Below are 23,074 nucleotides of genomic sequence, written 5' to 3' on the forward strand. Positions count from 1 at the left end.
CAGATGAAACCATTTTTGCATCGCAGCACGACGCCCGATCTGGGATAGGCTTGGGGCCTGGATCCGTTGACCGAGGCCTGTGCGTCGCCGATGAACGAGTACCGCAGCAGCATCGAGTTTGCTTCTCCCGATCTTCCGCTTCGCGATGATGTGCGCCGGCTTGGCGCACTGGTCGGCGACCTGCTGGTCGAACAGGTGTCGGCCGCGTTTCTTGATGACGTCGAGGACGTGCGTACCCGCGCCATCGCCCGTCGCGAAAACCAGGCGCCGCTGTCGGAGCTGGCCGATGGCCTGGCCGGGCGCACGCCGCAGCAGGCCGAGACCATGGTGCGGGCCTTCAGCACCTACTTCCAGGTGGTCAACATCGCCGAGCGCGTGCATCGCATCCGCCGCCGCCGTGACTACCAGCGCGCCGGTACCGCAGGGGCGCAGCCCGATGGCCTGCAGGATGCACTGCAGCACCTGAAGGCGCAGGGCGTGGGCCTGGACGAACTGGCGCAGTGGCTGCCGCGCATCGACATCGAACCGGTGTTCACCGCGCATCCGACCGAAGCCGTGCGCCGCGCGTTGCTGGAAAAAGAGCAGCTGATGGTGGCCAGCCTGGTCGACAACCTCGACGGCCAGCGCACCCCGGGTGAGGCCGCCGCCGATGCCGCGCGCTTCCGCATGGCGCTGACCGCGTCGTGGCAGACCACCGATTCCTCACCGGTGCGGCCGACCGTGGATGACGAGCGCGAGCACGTCGGCTTCTACCTGGTGCAGGTGCTGTACCGGGTGATCCCGGTGCTGTACGAATCGCTGCAGCAGGCGCTGCGCGATACCTACGGCGAAGAACTGCCGCTGCCGCGCCTGCTGCGCTTTGGTACGTGGGTGGGCGGCGACATGGACGGCAATCCGAACGTGGATGCCCACACCATCCGCAATACGCTGGATGCGCAGCGGCAGGCGGTGCTCGGGCGCTACCAGAAGGAACTGCTGCAGCTGGCCAGCCTGCTCAGCCAGTCCACCGAGCGGGTAGGGGTGAGCGATGCGCTGCAGGCGCGCGTGGCGCAGTACCAGCAGCTGCTGCCGCAGGTGCAGTCGCGCCCGCGCCACGCCGATATGCCGTACCGCCTGCTCAACGACCGCATGCGCGCACGCCTGCAGGCCACGCTGGACAATGGCGGGGGCGCCTACGCCGGCCCCGCCGAATTGATCGACGACCTGCAGCTGATCCTCGACAGCCTGCTTGCGAACCGTGGCGAGCACGCTGGTGGTTTTGCCGTGCAGCGCCTGCTGTGGCGGGTGAAGACCTTCGGCTTCCATCTGGCGCGGCTGGATGTGCGCCAGGAGTCGAGCGTGCATGCGCGCGCGCTGGCCGCCGTGCTGGGTGGCGAAGAGGCCTGGCAGGCGCTGGATGTGGCGGGCCGTGCGCGGCTGCTGAGCCCGCATGCCAGCGGTGAAACGGCATTGCCCAACGGCGACGACGAGGGCAACCAGCGGCTGGACGCGGTGTTCGCTGCACTGGCCGATGCGCGTGCGCGGCATGGCAGCGATGCGCTGGGCAGCTACATCATCTCGATGGCGCACGACCGCAGCGACGTGCTCGCGGTGCTGGCGCTGGCACGCCGTGGCGGCCTGGTGGAAGAGAACGGATCAGTACCGCTGGATATCGCACCGCTGTTCGAGACGGTGGATGATCTCAAGCGCGGCACCGCGACCCTGCGTGACCTGCTGGCCGACCCGATCTATCGCGCGCACCTGCAGGCACGCGACGACGTGCAGATGGTGATGCTGGGCTACTCGGACAGCAGCAAGGACGGTGGCATCGCTGCCTCGCGCTGGGGCCTGCAGCGTGCACAGGTGGAGCTGCTGGAGGTGGCGGCCGAGGCGGGCATCCGCCTGACCTTCTTCCATGGCCGTGGCGGCTCGATCAGCCGTGGCGGTGGCAAGACCACGCACGCGGTGGATGCTTCACCACGCGGCAGCATCGATGGCCGCCTGCGGGTGACCGAGCAGGGCGAGGTGATTCATCGCAAGTACGGTATCCGCGCGCTGGCTTTGCGCTCGCTGGAACAGGCCACCGGCGCGGTGCTGCGCGCCAGCCTGCGCCCGCGTGCTGCCGAGCCCCGCGAGGACGACTGGCGGCCGGTGATGGATGCGGTGGCTGGGGCCAGCAGTGAGGTGTATCGCGCGTTCGTTGGCCAGGCCGGCTTCATGGATTACTTCCGTACCGCCACGCCGATCGATGTGATCGAGCGGATGACGCTGGGCTCGCGTCCGTCGCGCCGGCTCGGCCAGGACGCAGCACTGGGCAACCTGCGCGCGATTCCGTGGGTATTCGCCTGGAGCCAGGCACGCGCGGTGATTCCCGGTTGGTATGGCGTGGGCAGTGGCCTGCAGGCGGCGGTGGATGCCGGCCACGAACAGACCCTGCGCGATATGGCGCGAGACTGGCCGTTTTTCCGTACGTTCCTGGACGATATCTCGATGGTGCTGTCCAAGGGCGATATCACCATCGCCGAGCAGTTCTCGCAGCTGTCCGGCGAGTTGCACGGGCGCTTCTTCCCGCAGGTGCAGCGCGAACTGGAACTCACCCGGCACTGGCTGCTGGCATTGATGGACCAGCAGACGCTGCTGGACCACGATGCGCGGCTGGCGCTGTCGATCCGCCTGCGCAATCCCTATGTCGATCCGATCAGCATGCTGCAGGTGGACCTGCTGCAGCGCTGGCGGGCCAGCGGACGCGAGGATGACGATCTGCTGCGTGCGCTGGTGGCGTGCGTGAACGGTGTTTCACAGGGCGTGCAGAACACCGGGTGAGGTGTAGCGGTAGTGCCGGCCGCTGGCCGGCACCCTCATGATGTTTGGCAGCACGCGCGAGGTTGCCGGCCAGCGGCCGGCACTACCTCATTCCTCCGGCGACGGCGGATTCGACGCCAGCAGTTCCAGATGGCGCTGTTCCATTTCCTGACGCAGCTGGCGGCGGATCAGCGCGGCCGCCTGGCGGCGCTTTTCGTCCGAGGTGACCGGCTGCAAGGGTGGCACCGGCGTCGGCCGGCCTTCCTCATCCACCGCCACCATGGTGAAGAAGCAGCTGTTGGCGTGGCGCACGCTGCGCTTGAGGATGTCCTCGGCCACCACCTTGATGCCGATCTCCATCGACGAGGTGCCCGTGTAGTTCACCGATGCCAGGAAGCTGACCAGCTCGCCCACCGCGATGGGCTGGCGGAACATCACCTGGTCCACCGACAGGGTGACTACGTAGCTGCCGGCGTAACGGCTGGCGCAGGCGTAGGCGACCTGGTCGAGCAGGCGCAGGATCGCACCACCGTGGACCTTGCCGGAGAAATTGGCCATTTCCGGCGACATCAGCACGGTCATGGACAGCTGGTGGGTTTTCAGTTCGGTCGACATGCGGCGGATTGTATCGGCAACCGCGCGATTGTTTCCGGAGGCCATGAAAAAGCCGGCCAGCGGCCGGCTCTACCAGAAAGCAGAAGGGCCGCTTGCGCGGCCCTTCTTCAAGGTCAGCCGACTAACAGTCGGCTCTACCGGTCGGCTCTACCGGTCGGCTTTACTTCAGCTTCGCATCGGCGCGCAGGGCGGCGGCGCGGTCGGTCTTCTCCCAGGAGAAGGCCGTGGCGTTGACGGTCTCGCCTTCGCCGTTGAGGTAGCTGAACTCCTTCGGCTTGCGGCCGAAGTGGCCATAGGCCGCGGTCTGCTGGTACATCGGGTGGATCAGGTCCAGCATCTTGATGATGCCGTACGGGCGCAGGTCGAAGTGCTTGCGGATCAGCTTCTCGATCTTGTCGTCGCTGATCTTGCCGGTGCCGAAGGTGGTGACCGAGATCGAGGTCGGCTCAGCCACGCCGATGGCGTAGGAGACCTGCACTTCGCAACGGTCGGCCAGGCCGGCGGCAACCACGTTCTTGGCGACGTAGCGGGCCGCGTAGGCCGCCGAACGATCGACCTTGGACGGGTCCTTGCCGGAGAAGGCGCCACCACCGTGACGGGCCCAGCCGCCGTAGGTGTCGACGATGATCTTGCGGCCGGTCAGGCCGCAGTCGCCCACCGGGCCGCCGATCTCGAACTTGCCGGTCGGGTTGATGTGGAACTTGGTGCCCTTGTGCAGCCACTTGGCCGGCAGCACCGGCTTGATGATCTCTTCGCGGACGGCCTCGATGAGGTCCTTCTGCTTGATGCCCGGGGCATGCTGGGTCGACAGCACCACGGCGTCGATGGCCGAGACCACGCCGTTTTCATAGCGCAGGGTGACCTGGCTCTTGGCGTCCGGACGCAGCCACGACAGCGGCGAGTTCTTCTTCTTGCGGATCTTGGCCTGCTGCTCGACCAGGCGGTGCGACAGGTGGATCGCGGCCGGCATGTAGCTGTCGGTCTCGTTGGTGGCGTAGCCGAACATCAGGCCCTGGTCGCCCGCGCCCATTTCTTCCGGCTTCTTGCGGTCCACGCCCTGGGCGATGTGCGGCGACTGCTTGCCGATCAGGTTCAGCACGCCGCAGGTGGCGCCGTCGAAGCCGACGTCGGAGCTGTCGTAGCCGATGTCCGTGATGACCTTGCGGGTCAGGGCTTCCAGGTCGATCCAGGCGCTGGTGGTGATTTCACCGGCCACGATGGCAACGCCGGTCTTGACCATGGTCTCGCAGGCCACGCGGGCGCGCTGGTCCTGGGTCAGGATCGCGTCCAGCACCGCATCGGAGATCTGGTCGGCAACCTTGTCCGGATGGCCTTCGGAGACCGACTCGGAGGTGAAGAGATAGCTGGACATCAGGCGTAATATCCCTTGATTCGGATGGAAAGATGGGCGCGCATGATACACGGGGTGCGCCGCCTGTGCATTGTGAACCTGTACCGGTTGCCGGTGGTTAAGCCCGCGTAGGCCCGGCAAGGGCCGTCCTGACGGGATTGGGCTCCGGCCTCGAGGCCCAGTGTTCCACCAGTGTGACAGCGGGCCGGGTGGCGAGGGGGCGGTTGCGGCCCCTCCGGCCGGGGACGACCGTCATCGTTCTGCCCCGAAACCGCCATCTGGCTGCCGCCTGCCGGGCGCAGGCTGTCGGCCAATACGGCCGCCGGGCATGAGTGGATCCGCCATGCAGGAACTTGAACAGCGTCTCCAGCAACGCTTTCCCGATTGGTTCCATGGCCGTCGTGGCCAACTGGCGCGGCCATTGCTTCGCAGCGTCGGGCGCTGGTCGCGGTTGGACCAGATCGAAGCGTTCCTGCAGCGCAGTGCAGGATTGCGCGGATTCGGCTTCGTCGCCGCCGGGCTGGAGTTCATCGATGGCCAGTACCAGGTGGATCCGGCCGCGTTGGCGAAGATCCCGGCCACCGGTCGCCTGCTGATCGTCGCCAACCACCCGTCCGGCGCACTGGACGCGCTGGCCCTGCTGGACGCGGTCGGCCGCATCCGCCGCGATGTGCGGATCGTGGCCAACGACCTGCTGGGGGCGATTGCGCCACTGCAGGACCTGCTGTTGCCGGTGCGCATCCTTGGTGGCAAGGCCCAGCGTGGCAGCCTGCACGCTGTGGAGGAGGCGCTGGCCGCCGAGCAGTGCGTGATCGTGTTCCCGGCCGGCGAGGTCTCGCGCCTCTCGCTGCGAGGCATCCGCGATGGTCGCTGGCAGCGCGGTTTCGTCCGCTTTGCCCGTGCCGCCGGCGCGCCGGTGCTGCCGGTACGGGTGGAAGCGCGCAACTCGGCGCTGTTCTACGGCGCCTCGACCCTGTTCAAGCCGGCCGGCACCGCGCTGCTGGCGCGCGAGATGTTCACCCGTCGTGGCCGCCCGCTGCGGCTGAGCATCGGTGAGCCGATGCAGCTGGGCAAGGGCGGTGACCCAGGCGCACAGCTGCTGGCCGTACGCCGCGCGCTGTATGCGCTGGGCCGCAATGGCGCGGCCGGCAATGCCGCTGCCTTCGCAGGCCCCGAGCCGCTGGCGGCCCCGGTGCCACCCTCGCAGGTCGCCGCTGGGATTGCCGCAGCCACCCAGCTGGGCCAGACCGCCGACGGCAAGCAGATTCTGCTGGCCACTTGTACTGCCGATTCGCCGCTGCTGCTGGAGCTGGGCCGCCTGCGCGAACTGACCTTCCGCCAGGTGGGCGAGGGCACCGGGCGCAGCCGCGACCTGGACGACTTTGACTCGCGGTACGAGCACATCGTGATCTGGGACGCGGCCGCGCAGCGCATCGCCGGCGCGTACCGGATCATGCGTGGTGCCCACGCGCTGGCCCGGCACGGACTGTCCGGGCTCTACAGCGCGTCGCTGTTCCGCTATTCCGACGATGCCATCACCCACATCGCCGAAGGCCTGGAACTGGGCCGCAGCTTCGTGGTGCCCGACTACTGGGGCAGCCGCAGCCTGGACTACCTGTGGCAGGGCATCGGTGCCTACCTGCAATGCCGGCCGGGCATCCGCTACCTGTTCGGCGCCGTGTCGATCAGCGCGGCGCTGCCACGCGATGCGCGCGAGCAGCTGGTGGCGTACTACCAGCGCTATTACGGCGGTACCGCTGGCCTGGCCGAATCGAACCGGCCGTTCCAGTACTTCGCCGCACCGCCGAGTTTCGGTGAGCTGGATGCAGGCGCCGCGTTCGACGTGCTCAAGGCCAACCTGGCCGCACTCGGCACCGGCGTGCCGACGCTGTATCGCCAGTACACCGATCTGTGCGAACCCGGTGGCGCGCGCTTCCTCGCCTTCGGTGTGGACCCGGACTTCAGCGATTCGATCGACGGCCTGATCGAAGTGGACCTGTGCGCGATCCGGCCGAACAAGCGCAAACGCTACCTGCGCGATGCGGGGACGCCGGCATGAGCGTGCTGGCGAACCTGTCGCCGCACCGGCGCGCAGTGTTCGTCTCTGACGTCCACCTGGGTTCACGTCATTGCCATGCCACCGAACTGGCACGCTTTCTCTCGCAGCTGCGCTGTGAGCGTCTGTACCTGGTCGGCGACATCATCGACCTGTGGTGGATGGCCCATCGCCGTGCCAACTGGCGGCAGTCGCACAGCGAGGTCATCCAGGCCCTGCACGCGCTGCGCCGTGCCGGGACCGAGATCATCTACATTCCCGGCAACCACGATGCCTCGCTGCGCCAGGTGTGCGGGCTGATGCTGCCAGCGATGCAGGTGCGCCGCCGCGCCATCCATGTGACCGCCGATGGCCGTCGCCTGCTGGTCGCGCACGGCGACGAGTACGACGGCGTGACCCACTTCGGCGGCCTTCAGGAAAAGTTCGGCGACTGGCTGTACTACCGCATCCTCACCGGCAACCAGGCGCTGAATGCAGTGCGGCGCCGGCTGGGCATGCGCTACTGGTCGCTGTCGGAGTTCCTGAAAAAGCGCAGTGGTGCGGCCGAACGCTACATCGAGCGCTTCGTGCAGGCCGGGCTGGACGACGTGCGCCGGCGTGGCCTGGATGGCATCGTCTGTGGCCATATCCACCGCGCCGCGCTGGTCGAACGCGACGGCCTGGTCTATGCGAACGATGGTGACTGGGTGGAAAGCCTGACCGCGCTGGTCGAAGACCACGACGGCGCGCTGCGCCTGCTGGACCACAACGGGCAGACCTTGGTGGAGCTACCGGGCGCGCGCTTGTCACAGGCGGCGTAACCCGTTTCCGTAGAGTCGACTGTTAGTCGACTATCGCGCGCAGCGCGCGGTGTCCGCAGCCTGATGGAAGAGCAGTCGACTAACAGTCGACTCTACAGAAACGGTGTCCGGGAGTGAGACGGCACGCCCGTAAGCCGTTAGCATCGGCCCATGGATTCCCTGACCCAGATCGTACTTGGTGGCGCCGTCGCCGCTGCCATTGCTCCGCCCGGCCATCGCCGTGCGGCACTGCTGGCCGGTGCCGCGCTCGGTACTCTGCCGGACCTCGACGCGCTGTGGCTCGGCTTCACCGCCACCGACCCGGTAGCGAACATGGTCGAGCACCGCAGCTTCAGCCATTCGTTGCTGGTGCTGCCGTGGGTGGCGGCGCTGATCTGGTGGTTGTTCAAGCGCTTTGGAAATGGCCGGGTCGCGCAGTCACCGGTGCGCTGGTTCTGGGCGATCCAGCTGGCGCTGGTGACCCACCCGGTGCTGGATGCGTTCACTGTCTATGGCACCCAGTTGTGGTGGCCGCTGCGGCCACATCCAACCATGGGCTCCAGCGTCTTCATCATCGACCCTGCATACACTGTGTGGCTGCTGCTGGGCTGCGTAGTGGCCTGGTTCGGTCGTGCGCGCCCCTGGGTCGGCAAGGTGCTGGGCGTGTCACTGCTGGTCAGCAGCGCATACCTGGGCTGGGGCCTGATCGCCAAGGCGCAGGTCGACCGCGTCGCGCAGCAGAGCCTGGCCGCGATGGGCCTGGCCGATGCGCCGCGCTTCTCGGTACCGATGCCGTTCAACACGCTGCTATGGCGGGTAGTGGCGATGACGCCCAATGGCTACGTGGTCGGAGACCGCTCGCTGGTCGCCGATCATGGGCCGATGCAGTTCGAAGGCCATCCCTCCAACGTGCAGGCACTGCGCGAGGCGCAGGCGATTCCGGCGGTGCAGCGACTGCAGTGGTTCAACCGCGGCTTCATGCGTGCGCAGGTCGTTGACGGGCGCCTGGTGCTGAGTGATCTGCGCATGGGCCTGGAACCGGATTACACCTTCAACTTCGCCGTGGCCGAACAGGTGGGCGGGCAGTGGCGGCCGATCGTGCCCGAACAGCTGCGCGTGGACTACAGCAGCCCGGCAGCACGCGCCGACGCCGGGCGCCGGCTGGCCGCGATGTGGCAACGCATCTGGCACGAGCCGGCAGCATCCGCGACCGGCGCTGCGCACCCGTAGATCCACGCCATGCGTGGATGGCGCGAACAACAGCCACGCAGGGCGTGGCTCTACTGCGGCTGGCGGTTGAGCTTGATCGAACGGTTCAGCACCTGGCGCGGCACGTTGGCGATGTCAAAGCCAACGAACGCCAGCAGGAACTGCAGCCCGGAGATCAGCGCGACCATGGCGATCATGATGGTACCCACCGGCGTGGCGACATCGGCCTGGGCCGACCGTACCCAGTGGTACAGCCCGAACAGCCCCCCGAAGGCGAGCAGGCTGCTGCCGGCGATCAGCTCCAGCGACGCGATGCTGAGGTCGCGCAGGAAATAGTTGTAGGCAATGCGCTTGAGCGTGTTGCGCAGGTGCTTGAAGGTGAACTCACCCAGGATGCGACCAATGCGCAGGTTGCTGGTTTCGTCGCCGTAGTGGGCATCCATTGCCACATCCTGCACGACCGCGCGCACGGTGTTCAGTCGGAACAGCATGTCGGTCTCGAAGAAATAGCGGTCGCTGACCGCCTCGAGTTTCAGGTGGCTGGCGACCTTGGCATGGATGGCGGTGTAGCCGTTGGTCGGATCGAACACCTGCCAGTACCCGGACGAAGCCTTGGTCATGAAGGACAGCAGCAGGTTGCCCAGGCGCCGCACCGGGGGCATGCGGCGGATGTGGGTCAGGTTCCAGAATCGGTTGCCCTTGGTGTAGTCGGCATGGCCGTCGGCGATCGGCGCGACGAAGTCCATCAGCAGCGCCGGGTCCATCTGCCCATCGCCATCGACCTTGACCAGAATGTCCATGCCATCGGCGATGGCCGCGCGGTACCCGGTCTTGATCGCGCCGCCGACGCCGAGGTTGTGCTGATGGAACAGCACGGTGATGCGCGGGTCGTTGGCTTCGGCCTGGATCAGGCGGCCGCTGCCGTCGGGGCACGCATCGTCCACGCAGTAGATCGCCGTTACCGCATCATCGATCGCCGCCAGCACGGACAGCACGTGGCGGGTCACTTTGTAGCAGGGGATGATCACGGCGATCCGAGCCGGCGTGGATGCGGAGGGCGAAGTGGTGGTCATCGGATTCATGGGGCTGGGTGGGCCAGCAGGGGTTTTGCCGGCAGTTCCACCAGATCCCCCTGCAGCACCCGTGGTGCGTCGCCCTCAGGCGCTACGGTGATGTGGTGGTAGCGGTTGAAGGTGAAGTCGAACTGCTCGTCGGGCAGGGATGGGAAGTAGCGGCGGAAGTAATCCATCTGTGGCAGGTACAGCACATGGTTCACGGCGGGAATGCCAACACCCGGCAGGAGGGCCCCGAACCCACCGGGAGCCACCAGCGCGCCTTCGGTCGTGGTGGCTGAGCCGCGGGCCTGCAGGGAGTGCAGGACGGCAGTGCGGTCCATTGCGAAGATCGGCCCGGCAGGCTGCACAGGGTTGAACAAGCCATTGCCCAGCAGATTGGCCAAGGCGGCGGTGGCCAGGACCAAGGTGGCCGCATGCGCCGACAGCTTTGGGCGGCGGGCGGCAACGGCCAGCCCCGCCAAGCAGAGATAGGGAATGGCATCGGCGGCGCTGTGCAGGCGGCTGAACTGGCCTTCGCCGAACAGGAACTTGGCCACGCTGCCAGCCATCAGCAGCGCAGCCAGCAGCAGCAGACGCCTGCGCTCCAGGCGTACGCCGCAATGGACCAGGATCATCGCGCAGCCGATGTTGAGCAGCAGGCCGAACGCCAGCAGCGCGCGTGCGGGTGGCACCATCGAGAGCCCGGTCAACTTGCCGACCAGAACGGGCACGGGCAGGAAGATCCAGCAGGCGATCAGCAGTACGCCAGCGGCGAGGGCCAGCACGCTGCCGCGGTGGCCCCGCACCCATTCGCGCAGTCGTGCGCCGTCAGCAAGGACCAGGGTGAACAGCGGCAACAGGCTGCCGAGTACGGCGATCTCGCACTCGTTGGAGCCTTTGAACATTGGCAGCGGTGCAAACCGGTAGGTCATCAGGTTCGGGAAGACGTGCGCGAACAGGGACGTCAGCCCGACCCCACCTCCGGCGCTCTGGCGCTGGCCCGGATAAACCGTGTTGCGCACGATCGGGATGATGTCGTGGAAGTAACCGATGAACACGGCCAATGCCAGCGCGCCTGCGATGCCGGCATCGATCAGTCGTGGAAGCGTGAGGGCATCGCGACGGAAGGCCAGGACCAGCACCGCCATGGCCAGCAGCGAGGAAATGATGAAGGGCGGATAGGACACTGCGATCACCCAGACAGCGAGGGCGTACGCACTGGCCAGGATGCGAACCCAGCGATTGCCGATGCACAGCCAGGCTGCGGCGGCCCAGGGTGCCAGAGCGAAGGCACCGGCATTGCTGGTCCACCAGACCTGCACGAATGGCGCGAAGAACAGCGTGGCCGAAACCAGCACTGCGGCTGGTACCGGCATCCGCAGTTGGCGCAGGAACAGGGCCCATCCGCTCAGGAAGGCCATGGCCATGAACATGAAGAAGAACGAATAGGCGTTCGCTGCTGGCAACACGAAGAACGCCCAGTGGTAGGGCTTGAACAGCAGGCCCCAGTCGAGCAGCGGCAGCGCCTGGAAGGTGCGCAGTGACTCGTGGTACGGCGAGTGTGCGTTGAACTGGCCGAAATCGTTGTTGACCGCGATCTGGATGTAGGGCGTGAACACGATCCACTCATCGCTGCGGATCATGCGGGCGCTGCCAAGTACCGGGTTCTGTGGCGCCAGGCCGAGATACTCGTAGGCCAGCGAGTAGGAGGATGGCGTCAGCGCGAATGCGACGTAGAGAATGCACAACAGCGCGATGATCCCGGCGAGCAGGCGCGTCTGGCTGGGCAGGAGTCCGCCCGGCAGGTTCACATCATGGGTGGAGAAAGGCGTTCGTCCGCTGTCACTCATCATGCGCTCGCAGGTAAGGTCCATCCATGCGCGACGTACCCGCACACCGATGCCTGAGGGCAATAGAGGGGGATCCCGGCACGCGCCGTTCCGAGGCCGGGACTGCGGGATTCTAGCCGGTTGCCGCCGGAGCCGCAGGCCATCCTGTGGCGAGGATGGGCCTCAATACACCGTCGCGCGGCCCTGCACGAACGAGTAGAAGAACACCGCGTTCGGGTCGTTCTGCACCAGGCGGAACTCGCGGCGCATGCCCTCCACGGTTTCCTCGTCCACCGAGCCGGCCTGCAGCAGCTGGTCGGCGGCCGACAGCAGCAGCTGTTCCCAGAACGCGATCATCGTCTTGCGACGCGCCGGCTCGCGGTTGTCCAGGTGGATGGTCTTGATCTCGGTGTGCACGTCGCGGAAGCCGCCGGCCAGCAGCAGGTTGCCCAGCTTGGCGCCGACGAACGGGTCGCCCCCGTGGTCGTACTGGAAATCGTTGAAGGCCATCCAGTAGCGCCAGATGTGCGGCGAATACGGATCGAGCAGGAACGAGGCATTCATCACTTCGGTGATGTACACCGGCGAACCCGGTGCCAGCACCCGGCGCACTTCGCTCAGCACACGTGCGGGTGACGGCACGTGCTCCAGCACCCAGCACAGGAACGCCGCGTCGAAGCTGCGTGCCTCGAACGGCAGCTCACCGGCATCGGCCTGCTGCAGGGTATAGCGGTCGCTGCACCACGGCGTGCGCGCCAGGTTCTCGCGCGCGGTGGCCAGCTGCGTTTCGCTCAGGTCCACGCCGGTCACGTGCAGCTCGGGGAAGCGGCGCAGCAGGATCTCGGTCTGTGCGCCCACGCCGCTGCCGACTTCCAGCAGGCGACGTGCGCCGCTGTAGTCGATCTGGCCGAAGATGCTTGACTCCAGCAGCCGGGCCTGGGTCATCAGGCGCTGCTGCTCGGTGCCGGAAAACCCGTGCAGATAGGTCGGGGAGGAAATCGGCGGGGTCATGGTGGGCTCTTGTAGCGTCGAGCTGGCTCGACTGTTCGCAGACGCGGGGCTGGCGGCTCAGGCCGCCGAAGGCAGCGCCGGTTCCCCGGCGATCAGGCGGTCGAAGTATTCGGTGGTCAATGCGATCTGGCTGGCCGGATCCTCGGCACGGTTGACCACCGCGCGGAAAGCGGCATTCTCCGGCCGGTCCTTGGCATACCAGCCCAGGTGCTTGCGCGCGATGCGCACGCCCTGCGGCTCGCCATAGAACGCATGCAGCGCGTGCAGGTGGCCAAGCAGGATGTCGCGCACTTCCGCCAGTGATGGCGGTGGCAGTTCCTCGCCGGTGGCCAGGTAGTGCGCCACTTCGCGGAAGATCCACGGCCGACCCTGCGCCGAGCGACCGATCATCACCGCATCCACGCCGGTTTCCTTCAGGACGTAGGCGGCCTTCTGCGGCGAATCGATATCGCCGTTGGCGATCACCGGAATGCGCAGCGCGGCCTTGATCTCGCCGATCGTGGCGTACTCCGCCTGGCCGGTGTAGTGCTGGTCGCGGGTACGGCCGTGCACCGCCAGTGCCGCGATACCGCTGTCCTCGGCGATGCGTGCGATCAGCGGGCCATTGCGATGATCGCAGTCCCAACCGGTACGGATCTTCAGCGTGACCGGCACGTCCACCGCGTTGACCACGGCCTCGAGGATGCGCGCCACCAGTTGCTCGTCGCGCATCAGTGCCGAACCGGCCCAGGCGTTGCACACCTTCTTGGCCGGGCAGCCCATGTTGATGTCGATGATCTGCGCGCCGTGGTCGACGTTGTAGCGCGCGGCCTCGGCCAGCTGCTGCGGCTCGGTGCCGGCGATCTGCACGCTGATCGGGGCCGGTTCGCCGTCATGGTCCATGCGGTGGATCGACTTGCGCGTGTTCCAGAAGCGCGGATCACTGATGGTCATTTCCGAGGCGGCCAGACCCGCGCCCAGCCGTTTGCACAGCAGGCGGAAGGGCTTGTCGGTGACGCCGGCCATGGGCGCCAGCACGACGTTGGGGGCAATGGTGTACGGGCCGATCTGCATGCGCCCATTGTAGGGCGCGCGCGGCGGTACGACCGCGTCGGGCGCGGTCCGGTTCAGGCCGATCGGCACCGACCTCATGCCGTACCGGCATCAGCAGATGCTTGACGGTTGCTTCCGCCGCCCCCACAGGCGGGCGATGGTGAGCGGCTAGCCCAGGCTCTGCCAGGCCTGGCCGGTACCCAGCGCGAAGGCCAGCCCCAGGCTGAGGCAGAGCAGTGAACTGACCACCCAGAAGCGCCGGCCGTTGTAGCCGGGCCGGAGCAGGGCCAGCCCGAAGCCCATCGCCGCGCGCAGCAGCAACAGCAGGGCGATGCCCGACAGGACCAGACGACTGGCCGGCAGCGGCGAATGCCAGCCCGCGGCTGCCAGTGCGTACAGCGTCCAGGCCACCAGCACGGCAGTGATGCCGGCGGTCATCAGCGGCGGCCACCAATGCCCGGCCTGTGCCAGCCGGACCATGCGCTGGCCAGCACCGAAGTACCTGTACCACGCGGCGCCGAAGGCAATGCAGCCGATATGCAGCAAGGCTGCGATGGCACTACCGGCGGCGGCAACCAGCAACCAGGGGAATCCGTCCATGTCCTGCCCACGCTGAAACGCTGCGCGGATGGTGGGTGAGGGGCGGGATGCGGGCAATGCGACCGGCAGTCGCAGCTGTTCGATGCGACCGCCGCCGATGGCGCTTCGCTCAGCGCGGCGGATCGATCTGCAACCCGGCGCCGAGACGGTCCAGGGCCACGTCCACGCGTGGCAGCCGTTGCCGGCCCTGCGGCCACAGCAGGCGCAGCGGCAGGCCGCGGCAGTCCAGCGATGGCAGGATCGAGACCAGGCTGCCGCGCGCCAGCGCGTCATCGACCAGCCAGGTGGCCAGCTGCGCGATGCCGAAGCCGGCCTCGACCGCCGCCACCTGGGCCTCGGCGCTGCCAACCACCAGGCGCGCGCGGGCCTGCAGCGGTGTACTGCGCTGCCTGCCATCGGCCACCTGCCACGGCCCGATGCTGCCGTCCGCGCGTCCGAACAGCACACCGTCATGCCCGGCCAGCTCGGCGGCCGAGCGGGGCTGGCCATGCCGAAGCAGGTAGGCCGGGGAGGCGCAGAAGCGCAGGCATTCGTAACCGAGCAGGCGGCTGCCCAGCGTGGCGGGCAGCGGCTCGGGACCGCCGATGCGTACGGCGAGGTCGACGCCGTCCTCGGCGAGGTCGCTGAAGCGGTCGCTGAAGGTCACCTGCGGATGCAACTGTGGAAACTCGGCGGCCAGCTGCAGCAGCAACGGCCAGACTTTGAGGCGCCCGAAGGTGGCCGGCGCATCCACCCGCAGGCGGCCCACGGGCGCGTCTGCGTGCGAGACCAGCACCGACTCGGCATCGGCCAGCTCGCCCAGCACCCGCACGCAGGTGCGGTAGAAGCCCTCACCGGCCTCGGTCAGGCGAAGGCGGCGCGTGCTGCGTTCGAACAACCGCGCGCCCAGGCGTGCCTCCAGCCGTGCGATGGTCTTGCCCACCGCCGAACTGGTCAGGTGCAGGCGTTCAGCGGCGGCAGTGAAGCTGCCGGCATCGGCGGTGGCGACGAAGGCCTCGATGCCGCGCAGGCGCTCGGTGGGAAGCATGGGGAATTTCTGTCCGGAATCGATGGAAAACATAGCAGAAATCGGAATCCGGGGAGGAAATAGGCTGGCGGCCCCTGTTCTGATGCCTGCCCATGTCCTCCCTCGATTCCGCCGCGGCCGCTGTCCACGCAAACGGCCGCGCACGCCTTTCGGTTGTCCTGCTGGCGGTGTCCGCCTTCGTCATCGTCACCACCGAGTTCCTGATCGTTGGCCTGTTGCCGGCGCTGGCGTGCGACCTTGGCCTGGGCATCGCCCGCGCCGGGCAGCTGGTCACCTTGTTCGCGTTCACCGTGATGCTGGCCGGGCCACCGTTGACCGCGCTGCTGTCACACGTCAGCCGGCGCCGCCTGTTCGTGGCCATCCTGCTGTTGTTCGCGGGTTCCAACGCGCTGGCCGCGATGGCCACGCAGCCGTGGCTGCTGGCGCTGGCGCGGGTGCTGCCGGCACTGGCCCTGCCGGTGTTCTGGGGCACCGCCAGTGAGACTGCTGCGCAGCTGGCCCCTGCAGGGCAGGGCGGTCGTGCGGTCGCGCGGGTCTACCTGGGTATCACCGCCGCAATGCTGTTCGGTATCCCACTGGGTACGTTGGCCGCCGACGCCCTCGGTTGGCGCGGCAGCTTCTGGCTGTTGGCGGCCCTGTCGCTGTTGATGGCCGGCGCGCTGGCGGTGTGGATGCCGGACACCGTGGCCGGACCGCGGCGCGCGCTGGGCGAACAGGCACGAGTGCTGCGCCAGCCGCAGTTGCTGGGCGATGTGTTGCTGTCGGTGCTGGTGTTCACCGCGATGTTTGCTGCCTATACCTACCTGGCCGATGTGCTGGAGCGGCTGATGCAGGTACCGGCGGCACAGGTGGGTTGGTGGCTGATGGGCTTCGGAGCTGTCGGGTTGATCGGCAATGCACTGGGTGGGCGCTGGGTCGATCGTGCGCCGCTGGGCGCGACCCTGGTGTTCTGCGCGGTGCTGGCGCTGGGCATGCTGGCCAGTGTCGGGCTGGCCGGCCACGGCACGTTCGTGCTGATCGCACTGGCCCTGTGGGGTGTGGCGCATACGGCATTGTTCCCGCTGTGCCAGGTGCGGGTGATGCGTGCGGCGCCCCAGGCGCAGGCGCTGGCGGGAACCTTGAATGTGTCCGCGGCCAACGCCGGAATCGGCCTCGGCGCGCTGCTGGGAGGTGGGGCCATCGAACGCTTCGGGCTTGCCTCGCTGGGCGTGGTGGCCGCTGCCGTGGCGCTGCTGGCAATCGTCGCGGGCCTGCTGCTGCGGCAGCTTGCCCGGTCTCGCTCATCCACGCATGGCGTGGATCTGCCTCATTGAAAGGCAAACAAAAAAAGCCCGGGTGTCTGCACACCCGGGCTTCTTCATCCACGCATGGCGTGGATCTACTTTGCTTCGGCGTCGGCCGGGGTGAAGCGCGGCATCGCCGCTGCAGCACCTTCCTTCTCGGTCGAACGACCGGCGAACTGGTTGGCGAAGCGCACGTGGCGGGCGAACGGGGCGTCGGCCACCTGCGCCAGCGACGCGGCCAGCGCACCGTTGAAGGCGTCACCGGCACCGGTGGTGTCGATGGCCTGTACCTGTTCGGCGCCCACGCGGTAGTACGGCTGGGTATCGCCGCGCAGGTTCTCGTCGGCATGCGACACGAACACGCCCACCGAGCCCAGGGTGACCACCACGGTACCGTTGCCGACCAGCTTGCGGCACAGCGCGTGCAGGCTGGCGCCATCCAGCGCGGCGACGTCGTTGGCATCCACGCGCTCACCGACATGGCGGCCGAGCAGGGCAGCGAACTCGGTCTCGTTCGGGGTGATCACATCGGCCAGCTTGAGCAGGCCGATGGTCGAGGGGGCATCGGCCGGTGCGGTGTTGAGCACGGTGGTGACGCCGGCCTCGCGGGCCGTGGCCAGTGCCGCTTCGATGGTCTGCACCGGCGATTCCAGCTGCACCAGCACCACCCTGGCGCCGGTCAGCAGGGCCTGCTGCTGTTGCAGGAAGTCGGTGCTCAGCGCAGCGTTGGCACCCGGGCCGATCACGATGGTGTTGCGGCCACGGGCATCGACGTAGATGCCGGCGGTGCCGGTCGGTTCGCTGCTGGCTTCGGCGATGAGGCCGAAACCATCCTGCGCCGCCAGTTCGCGCGCGGTGGCGCCACCGGCGTCGTCGCCCAGCGCGCACACGAAGTGCGTCTCGGCACCGGCGCGGCAGGCCGCCACGGCCTGGTTGAAGCCCTTGCCACCGGGGCCGGTGCTGTAGCGGCCGGCAATGGTCGCGCCCGGTGCCGGCAGCGACTCGCACCGCCACACGTGATCGACATTGAAGGAACCGACGACAACGACACTGCTGCTCATAGGGAATCTTTTCTCAACCAAGGGTTCAACTGAAGTGCGTCAGCACGCCGGCGATGGTCGCCGTCATGAAGGTGGCAATGGTACCGCCCAGCACCGCGCGCAGGCCGAACTTGGCCAGGTCGTGGCGACGTTCCGGAGCCAGGCCACCGATGCCGCCGATCTGGATCGCGATCGAGCTGAAGTTGGCGAAGCCGCACAGCGCGTAGGTCGCGATCAGGCGACCTTCGCTGGACAGGCTGACGCCAGCCACCTGGCCGTTCACGATCTGCGACAACTCGGTGTAGGCCACGAACTCGTTGATCACGACCTTCTGGCCGATCAGCGAACCGACGGTGGTGGCATCGGCCCACGGCGTACCGATCACCCAGGCGATCGGGGCCAGCAGGTAGCCGAAGATGGTCGACAGGTTGGTCGGCTTGCCGATCTGCGCAGCCAGGCCGGTCACTTCACCGATCCAGGTCAGCGGGGCGTTCAGCAGCGCGATCAGGGCGATGAAGGCCAGCAGCATCGCGCCGATGTTCAGCGCCAGCTTCAGGCCGTCGCCGGCGCCGGCCGCAGCCGCGTCGATGATGTTGCTGGAGGTCTTTTCGACTTCCATCTTCACCGTGCCGCGGGTGAGCGGGGTGCCGGTTTCCGGGATCAGCAGCTTGGCCACGACCAAGGTGGCCGGCGCGGCCATGATGCTGGCCGCCAGCAGATGCTTGGCGTAGAAGGCCTGCTGCGCTGGGTCGCCGCCGCCAAGCATGCCCACGTAGGCCGCCAGCACGCCGCCGGCGATGTGTGCCATGCCGCCGATCATCATGGTCAGCAGCTCGGACTGGGTCATCCTGGCGATGTACGGGCGCACGGTCAGCGGCGCCTCGGTCTGGCCGATGAAGACGCTGGCGCAGACGCTGGTGGTTTCCGCACCGGACACACGCATGACCTTGGTGATCGCCCACGCCATCACGCGCACGATCGCCTGCATGATGTTCAGGTGGTACATCACCCCCATCAGCGCCGAGAAGAAGATGATGGTCGGCAGCACCTGGAAGGCGAAGATGAAGCCGTAATTCTTGGTGTCCATCAACGAGCCGAAGATGAAACCGGAACCCTCGTTGACGAAGCTCAGCACCTTGACGAAGCCGTGGCCCAGCGCGTCGAACACGTCGCGCCCGCCCGGCACCAGGATCACCAGCGCCGCGAAGGCGATCTGCAGGGTGATACCGGTGGCAACCAGCTTCCAGTCAACCGCGCGCTTGTTATTGGAAAACAACCAGGTGATGCCGATCAGCACCGCCAACCCGAACAGGCCGAAGCCGATCCTGCCCAAACCTTCGACCATGTGAGTGACTCCCCTGGGGCGTCGCGAAAAACGGGAAGCCTAGTGCAGGGCAGGGGCCGGGGCAAGAAAAAGCAGCGTGCGCGCGGCCAACGGTACCGATCAGGCCAGCAACGGCAAGGGCTTGCGGCTGGCGGCGGCAGGTAGAATGGGGGTCGATCCCGGCCCGGATGCGGGCCCGCAGCAGGAGATTCGCATGCAATACCGTCGCCTGGGCTCCACCGGCCTGCCGATTTCCGCCCTTTCCTTCGGCGCCTGGGTGACCTTCGGTGACCAGATCCCGCGTGATGAGGCGCGCAACCTGGTGGCCGCCGCCTGGGATCATGGTGTCAACTTCTTCGACAACGCCGAGGGCTATGCCAACGGCCGTGCCGAACAGGTCATGGGTGACGTGATCGCCGACCTGCGCCTGCCGCGCGACGGTTTCTGCGTGTCCAGCAAGGTGTTTTTTGGCAGCGCCAAGGACCCGCGGCCGACCCAGCGCGGGCTGTCGCGCAAGCACGTGACCGACGCCTGCCACGCTGCACTCAAGCGCCTGCGGGTGGACTACCTGGACCTTTACTACTGCCACCGCCCGGATCCGGACGCGCCGATCGCCGAGACCGTGCATGCGATGGACACCCTGGTGCGGCAGGGCAAGATCCTCTACTGGGGCACCTCGGAGTGGTCGGCGGTGCAGATCCAGCAGGCGCTGGACATCGCCGAGGCGCGCAACCTGCAGGGCCCGTCGATGGAGCAGCCGCAGTACAACCTGCTGCACCGCGAGCGGGTCGAGGTCGAGTACGCGCCGCTGTATGCCGGTGCCGGCCTGGGTACCACCATCTTCTCGCCGCTGGCGTCGGGCCTGCTCACCGGCAAGTACGACCAGGGCATTCCGGCCGATGCACGGCTGGGGCGGGAAGGCATGGAGTGGTTGCAGGACCTGGTGCTGGGGGCCGACGCCGGGGCCCGCCTGGGCCAGGTGCGGCGCTTCAGCGAGGTGGCACGCGCGCTGGGCCACGCCCCGGCCACGCTGGCCATCGCCTGGTGCCTGCGCAACCCGAACGTTTCCAGCGTGATCCTCGGCGCCAGCCGGGTCAGCCAGCTGCTGCAGAACCTGAAGGCACTGGACGTGCTGGAGCAGGTCGACGCGGCCGGCTGGGCGCAGGTCGAAGCCGTCTTCGCCTGAACCCCGGGGCCGGCCGGGCCTCGGGGGCCTCGCTCGGGCCGGTTCGGCCGAGGGAACGGGACGGGAACGGGAACGGGAACGGTAGAGTCGACTGTCAGTCGACTGCTTCGAATAACCGACTGCTTCGAGCAACAGCAGTCGACCAACAGTCGACTCTACACACCTGCGTCGCCATTTAATTGATGCGATCTATCGGATTACGGAATTCGATCATTAATCCCATCAATCAAATTGAGAATGGTTGTTGATTGTCAACTGAGAATCATTATCATTTAACTCGTCCCTCGCACGAGTCCAGATGCTCATGAATGCTCAACCTGTACTGCTGCGCCCCGAAACACTGACCCTCCGCGATCGTCCGGTCCGCGTCGTTCCGCCGGAAGAGGTCATCGACAGCGAAGCCCTGCTCAAGGGCCGTCGTGAAATCCTGATCCAGCACGGCGACCGCTTCTATCGCCTGCGGCACACCAGCAACGACAAGCTGATCCTGACCAAGTAATCGCGGTCTGGTCGCCCGCCTCCCTCCCTCCTGCCGGCAGCGCCGACAGGGTGGGCGACCCGTCCGCTCCCGCTCTCTCCCCCTCGGTCTACCGCGTGCACCTTCCGGGTGTGCCGGTAACCGGGGGTTCCCCTGCCTGACCGAACGAACCCGATGACCCGCCATACCGCCCTTTGCCTTGCTGTCTGGATGGCGCTGCCGCTGTCCGCCCACGCTGCTGCCACTGCTGCCCCCGATGCGCGCGAATTCGATCGGGTGCAGGTCACTGCCACCCGCACCGAGCGGGCGGTGAGCGACGTGGCGGCAACGGTGGATGTCATCGACCGTGAGCAGATGGACCGGCACCTGGTGCAGGACATCAAGGATCTGGTGCGCTACGAGCCGGGCCTGTCGGTCACCCGCAGCGCGACCCGCTTCGGCCTGGATGGTTTCCGCATCCGTGGCCTGGACGGCAACCGCGTGCGCATCCAGACCGACGGCATCGTCATGCCGACCCGGTTCGACATCGGTTCGTTCGCCAGTTCCAACCGCAACTTCACCGACCTCGATACGCTCAAGCGCGTCGAGATCGTGCGTGGACCGGCCAGCTCGCTGTACGGCTCCGACGCACTCGGTGGCGTGGTCGCGTTCGTGACCAAAGACCCGGCCGACTATCTCAAGGACGGCAAGAACAGCTACTTCGGCCTGAAGTTCGGCTACGACGGTGAGTGGAAGGGCCTGCTCGGCGGTGCCACCGCCGTCTTCGGTGGCGACCACTGGAGCGGCCTGGTCAACGTCAACCATCACCAGGGCCAGGAAACGGACAACAAGGGCACGGTGCGCAGCGACAACGACACCCGCACCGCGTCCAATCCGCAGGATCGCGACGGCCGCAGCCTGCTCAGCAAACTGGTCTATGCACCCAGCGAGGACCAGCGCTTCCGCTTGACCGTGGAAGGCAACGAAGACACGACCGATACCAATGTGCTGTCGGCGATCGCCAGCGTTGCACCGCGCCCCGGCGCGATGGCTGCGGCCACTGGCATGAAGTCCCACGACACCCAGAAGCGCAACCGCGTGTCCTTCGCCCACGAGATGGATGCGCTGGACCAGCCGTTCGCCGACAGCCTGCATTGGCAGGTGTACGCGCAGAACAGCGAAACCCGGCAGCAGACCGACGAGACCCGCACCGACGGCACCCGCCGCCACCGCGTGTTCTCCTTCGACCAGCATGCCTATGGCCTGCAGGCGCAGTTCAACAAGGCGTTCACCACCGGCAGCGTCGAGCACGCATTGACCTACGGTTTCGAAGGCACCCGTACCGAGATCCGCCAGAAGCGCGACGGCTATCAGGTCAGCAAGGCTGGCGTGGTCAGCAACACGGTGCTGCCGGACACCTTCCCGGTGCGTGACTTCCCGATCAGCAAGACCACCGAGCTGGGCCTGTATGCACAGGATGAGATGCGCTTTGCCGATGGCAGGCTGTCGCTGGTGCCGGGCGTGCGCGTGGACCGCTACGAGCTGAAGCCGGAAGTGGACAGCATCTTCGCCGAAGACAACCCGACCACGGCCGTGGCGCAGCTGAAGAAGACCAGCGTGTCGCCGAAGCTGGGCATGGTCTGGCGCTTCACCGACGAATGGTCGCTGTTCGCCGGTTATGCGCGTGGCTTCCGTTCGCCGCCGTACAACGACGTCAACATCGGCCTGACCAACGTCGCCTTCCGCTATACCGCCATCGCCAACCCGGATCTGAAGCCGGAAACCAGCGACGGTTACGAAATGGGCCTGCGCTTCATCGCGCCGGCGGCGTACGTCAGCGTCAGCGGCTACTACAACGATTACAAGGATTTCATCCAGTCCAACGTCGATACCGGTCGCAACGCACAGGGTCTGACCGTGTTCCAGTCGCAGAACATCGCCGACGCGCGCATCTATGGCGCGGAAATGAAGGCCGGCATCGAGTTCGGCGAACTCAGCCCGGCGCTGAAGGGCTGGGCGCTGCGCAGTGCGTTGGCATGGTCGCGTGGTGACAACCGGACCGATGACGAACCGCTGGCCTCGGTCGATCCGCTGCGTGGCACGCTGGGCCTGATGTACGACACCGATACCTGGGGCGTCGAACTGGCCGGTACCTTCGTGCAGCGCAAGAAGCGCCTGCCGCCGCCTGCGGCGCAGACCAATCCGAACGCACCGGCGCCGTTCGTCTACCAGCCGGCCGGCTACGGCGTGCTGGACCTGATGGCGCACTGGAACTTCGCGCCGGGTGCCACCTTCAATGTCGGCGTGTTCAACCTGGCCGACAAGCGCTACATCGAATGGTCGTCGATCACCCCGAGCCTGATCACCGATCGCGCACTGAGCGATCGTTTCAGCAGCCCGGGCCGCACCTTGTCCGCCAGCCTTGCCGTTTCCTGGTGA

The 23,074-nt window shown here is 67.1% G+C and carries 18 protein-coding genes; 8 read left to right on the plus strand and 10 right to left on the minus strand.

The genetic code is table 11. The features are described 5' to 3' along the window. Window positions 1–90 precede the first annotated feature (90 nt). Window positions 91–2,802, plus strand: coding sequence for a phosphoenolpyruvate carboxylase (gene ppc / locus Q9Q79_RS03330; protein ID WP_012479170.1), 2,712 nt, complete (start codon window positions 91–93; stop codon window positions 2,800–2,802). An 87-nt stretch (window positions 2,803–2,889) separates the two neighbouring features. Here ppc and Q9Q79_RS03335 read toward each other — a convergent pair whose 3' ends face one another. Then, window positions 2,890–3,396, minus strand: a complete 507-nt coding sequence (locus Q9Q79_RS03335; protein WP_049397442.1) for an acyl-CoA thioesterase — start codon at window positions 3,394–3,396, stop codon at window positions 2,890–2,892. A 160-nt stretch (window positions 3,397–3,556) separates the two neighbouring features. Further along, complete coding sequence (metK, locus tag Q9Q79_RS03340) at window positions 3,557–4,768, minus strand: methionine adenosyltransferase (protein WP_005408103.1); 1,212 nt, start codon at window positions 4,766–4,768, stop codon at window positions 3,557–3,559. Between the two features lie 322 nt (window positions 4,769–5,090). On the opposite strand from metK, the gene Q9Q79_RS03345 reads away from it, so the two are divergent. The 3 genes from Q9Q79_RS03345 (at window position 5,091) to Q9Q79_RS03355 (ending at window position 8,812) form a co-directional block, all read left to right on the plus strand. Further along, window positions 5,091–6,806, plus strand: coding sequence for a lysophospholipid acyltransferase family protein (locus Q9Q79_RS03345; RefSeq protein WP_012479171.1), 1,716 nt, complete (start codon window positions 5,091–5,093; stop codon window positions 6,804–6,806). Further along, on the plus strand, window positions 6,803–7,603 hold the full coding sequence (locus tag Q9Q79_RS03350; protein WP_024957296.1) for a UDP-2,3-diacylglucosamine diphosphatase: 801 nt from the start codon (window positions 6,803–6,805) through the stop codon (window positions 7,601–7,603). Before Q9Q79_RS03345 ends, Q9Q79_RS03350 begins: the two co-directional genes overlap by 4 nt. Before the next feature lie 150 nt (window positions 7,604–7,753). Beyond that, on the plus strand, window positions 7,754–8,812 hold the full coding sequence (locus Q9Q79_RS03355; protein WP_099524181.1) for a metal-dependent hydrolase: 1,059 nt from the start codon (window positions 7,754–7,756) through the stop codon (window positions 8,810–8,812). A gap of 50 nt (window positions 8,813–8,862) precedes the next feature. Here the strand turns inward: Q9Q79_RS03355 and Q9Q79_RS03360 are convergent, their stop codons facing one another. The 6 genes from Q9Q79_RS03360 to Q9Q79_RS03385 form a co-directional block, all read right to left on the minus strand. Next, window positions 8,863–9,873, minus strand: coding sequence for a glycosyltransferase family 2 protein (locus tag Q9Q79_RS03360; RefSeq protein WP_049459457.1), 1,011 nt, complete (start codon window positions 9,871–9,873; stop codon window positions 8,863–8,865). Then, entirely contained in the window at window positions 9,870–11,696 is a 1,827-nt protein-coding gene (locus Q9Q79_RS03365; protein ID WP_236672497.1) for a hypothetical protein, read from the minus strand. Before Q9Q79_RS03365 ends, Q9Q79_RS03360 begins: the two co-directional genes overlap by 4 nt. A 162-nt stretch (window positions 11,697–11,858) precedes the next feature. After that, window positions 11,859–12,686, minus strand: a complete 828-nt coding sequence (locus tag Q9Q79_RS03370) for a class I SAM-dependent methyltransferase (RefSeq protein ID WP_005408109.1) — start codon at window positions 12,684–12,686, stop codon at window positions 11,859–11,861. A gap of 57 nt (window positions 12,687–12,743) precedes the next feature. After that, entirely contained in the window at window positions 12,744–13,739 is a 996-nt protein-coding gene (gene dusB / locus Q9Q79_RS03375) for a tRNA dihydrouridine synthase DusB (RefSeq protein ID WP_012479176.1), read from the minus strand. A gap of 147 nt (window positions 13,740–13,886) precedes the next feature. Next, on the minus strand, window positions 13,887–14,318 hold the full coding sequence (locus tag Q9Q79_RS03380) for a hypothetical protein (protein ID WP_024957301.1): 432 nt from the start codon (window positions 14,316–14,318) through the stop codon (window positions 13,887–13,889). Between the two features lie 109 nt (window positions 14,319–14,427). Further along, a complete protein-coding gene (locus tag Q9Q79_RS03385; RefSeq protein ID WP_005408112.1) occupies window positions 14,428–15,345 on the minus strand; it encodes a LysR family transcriptional regulator in 918 nt (305 codons plus the stop codon). Between the two features lie 92 nt (window positions 15,346–15,437). Here Q9Q79_RS03385 and Q9Q79_RS03390 point away from each other — a divergent pair, with 92 nt between their 5' ends. Further along, window positions 15,438–16,658 (plus strand): MFS transporter, encoded by a 1,221-nt coding sequence (locus Q9Q79_RS03390; protein WP_049397448.1) that lies wholly within the window; start codon window positions 15,438–15,440, stop codon window positions 16,656–16,658. A 65-nt stretch (window positions 16,659–16,723) separates the two neighbouring features. Here Q9Q79_RS03390 and Q9Q79_RS03395 read toward each other — a convergent pair whose 3' ends face one another. Together Q9Q79_RS03395 and Q9Q79_RS03400 are read right to left on the minus strand one after the other, a co-directional pair. Further along, the gene (locus Q9Q79_RS03395) at window positions 16,724–17,689 is read right to left on the minus strand and encodes a ribokinase (RefSeq protein WP_005408114.1); all 966 of its coding nucleotides are present in this window, start codon (window positions 17,687–17,689) and stop codon (window positions 16,724–16,726) included. 25 nt (window positions 17,690–17,714) lie between these two features. Continuing rightward, a complete protein-coding gene (locus tag Q9Q79_RS03400) occupies window positions 17,715–19,013 on the minus strand; it encodes a nucleoside transporter C-terminal domain-containing protein (RefSeq protein ID WP_005408115.1) in 1,299 nt (432 codons plus the stop codon). 193 nt (window positions 19,014–19,206) lie between these two features. Between Q9Q79_RS03400 and Q9Q79_RS03405 the strand changes: the two genes are divergently transcribed. The 3 genes from Q9Q79_RS03405 (at window position 19,207) to Q9Q79_RS03415 (ending at window position 23,074) form a co-directional block, all read left to right on the plus strand. Continuing rightward, window positions 19,207–20,178 carry an aldo/keto reductase gene (locus Q9Q79_RS03405; RefSeq protein WP_049397461.1) on the plus strand — a complete coding sequence of 324 codons (972 nt, stop codon included), beginning with the start codon at window positions 19,207–19,209 and terminating at the stop codon, window positions 20,176–20,178. A 304-nt stretch (window positions 20,179–20,482) separates the two neighbouring features. Further along, on the plus strand, window positions 20,483–20,677 hold the full coding sequence (locus Q9Q79_RS03410; RefSeq protein WP_005412278.1) for a hemin uptake protein HemP: 195 nt from the start codon (window positions 20,483–20,485) through the stop codon (window positions 20,675–20,677). Window positions 20,678–20,866: 189 nt separating this feature from the next. Further along, window positions 20,867–23,074 carry a TonB-dependent hemoglobin/transferrin/lactoferrin family receptor gene (locus Q9Q79_RS03415; protein ID WP_201863844.1) on the plus strand — a complete coding sequence of 736 codons (2,208 nt, stop codon included), beginning with the start codon at window positions 20,867–20,869 and terminating at the stop codon, window positions 23,072–23,074.

The organism is Stenotrophomonas sp. a6, from assembly GCF_030913325.1.
Taxonomy (GTDB): Bacteria; Pseudomonadota; Gammaproteobacteria; order Xanthomonadales; family Xanthomonadaceae; genus Stenotrophomonas; species Stenotrophomonas maltophilia.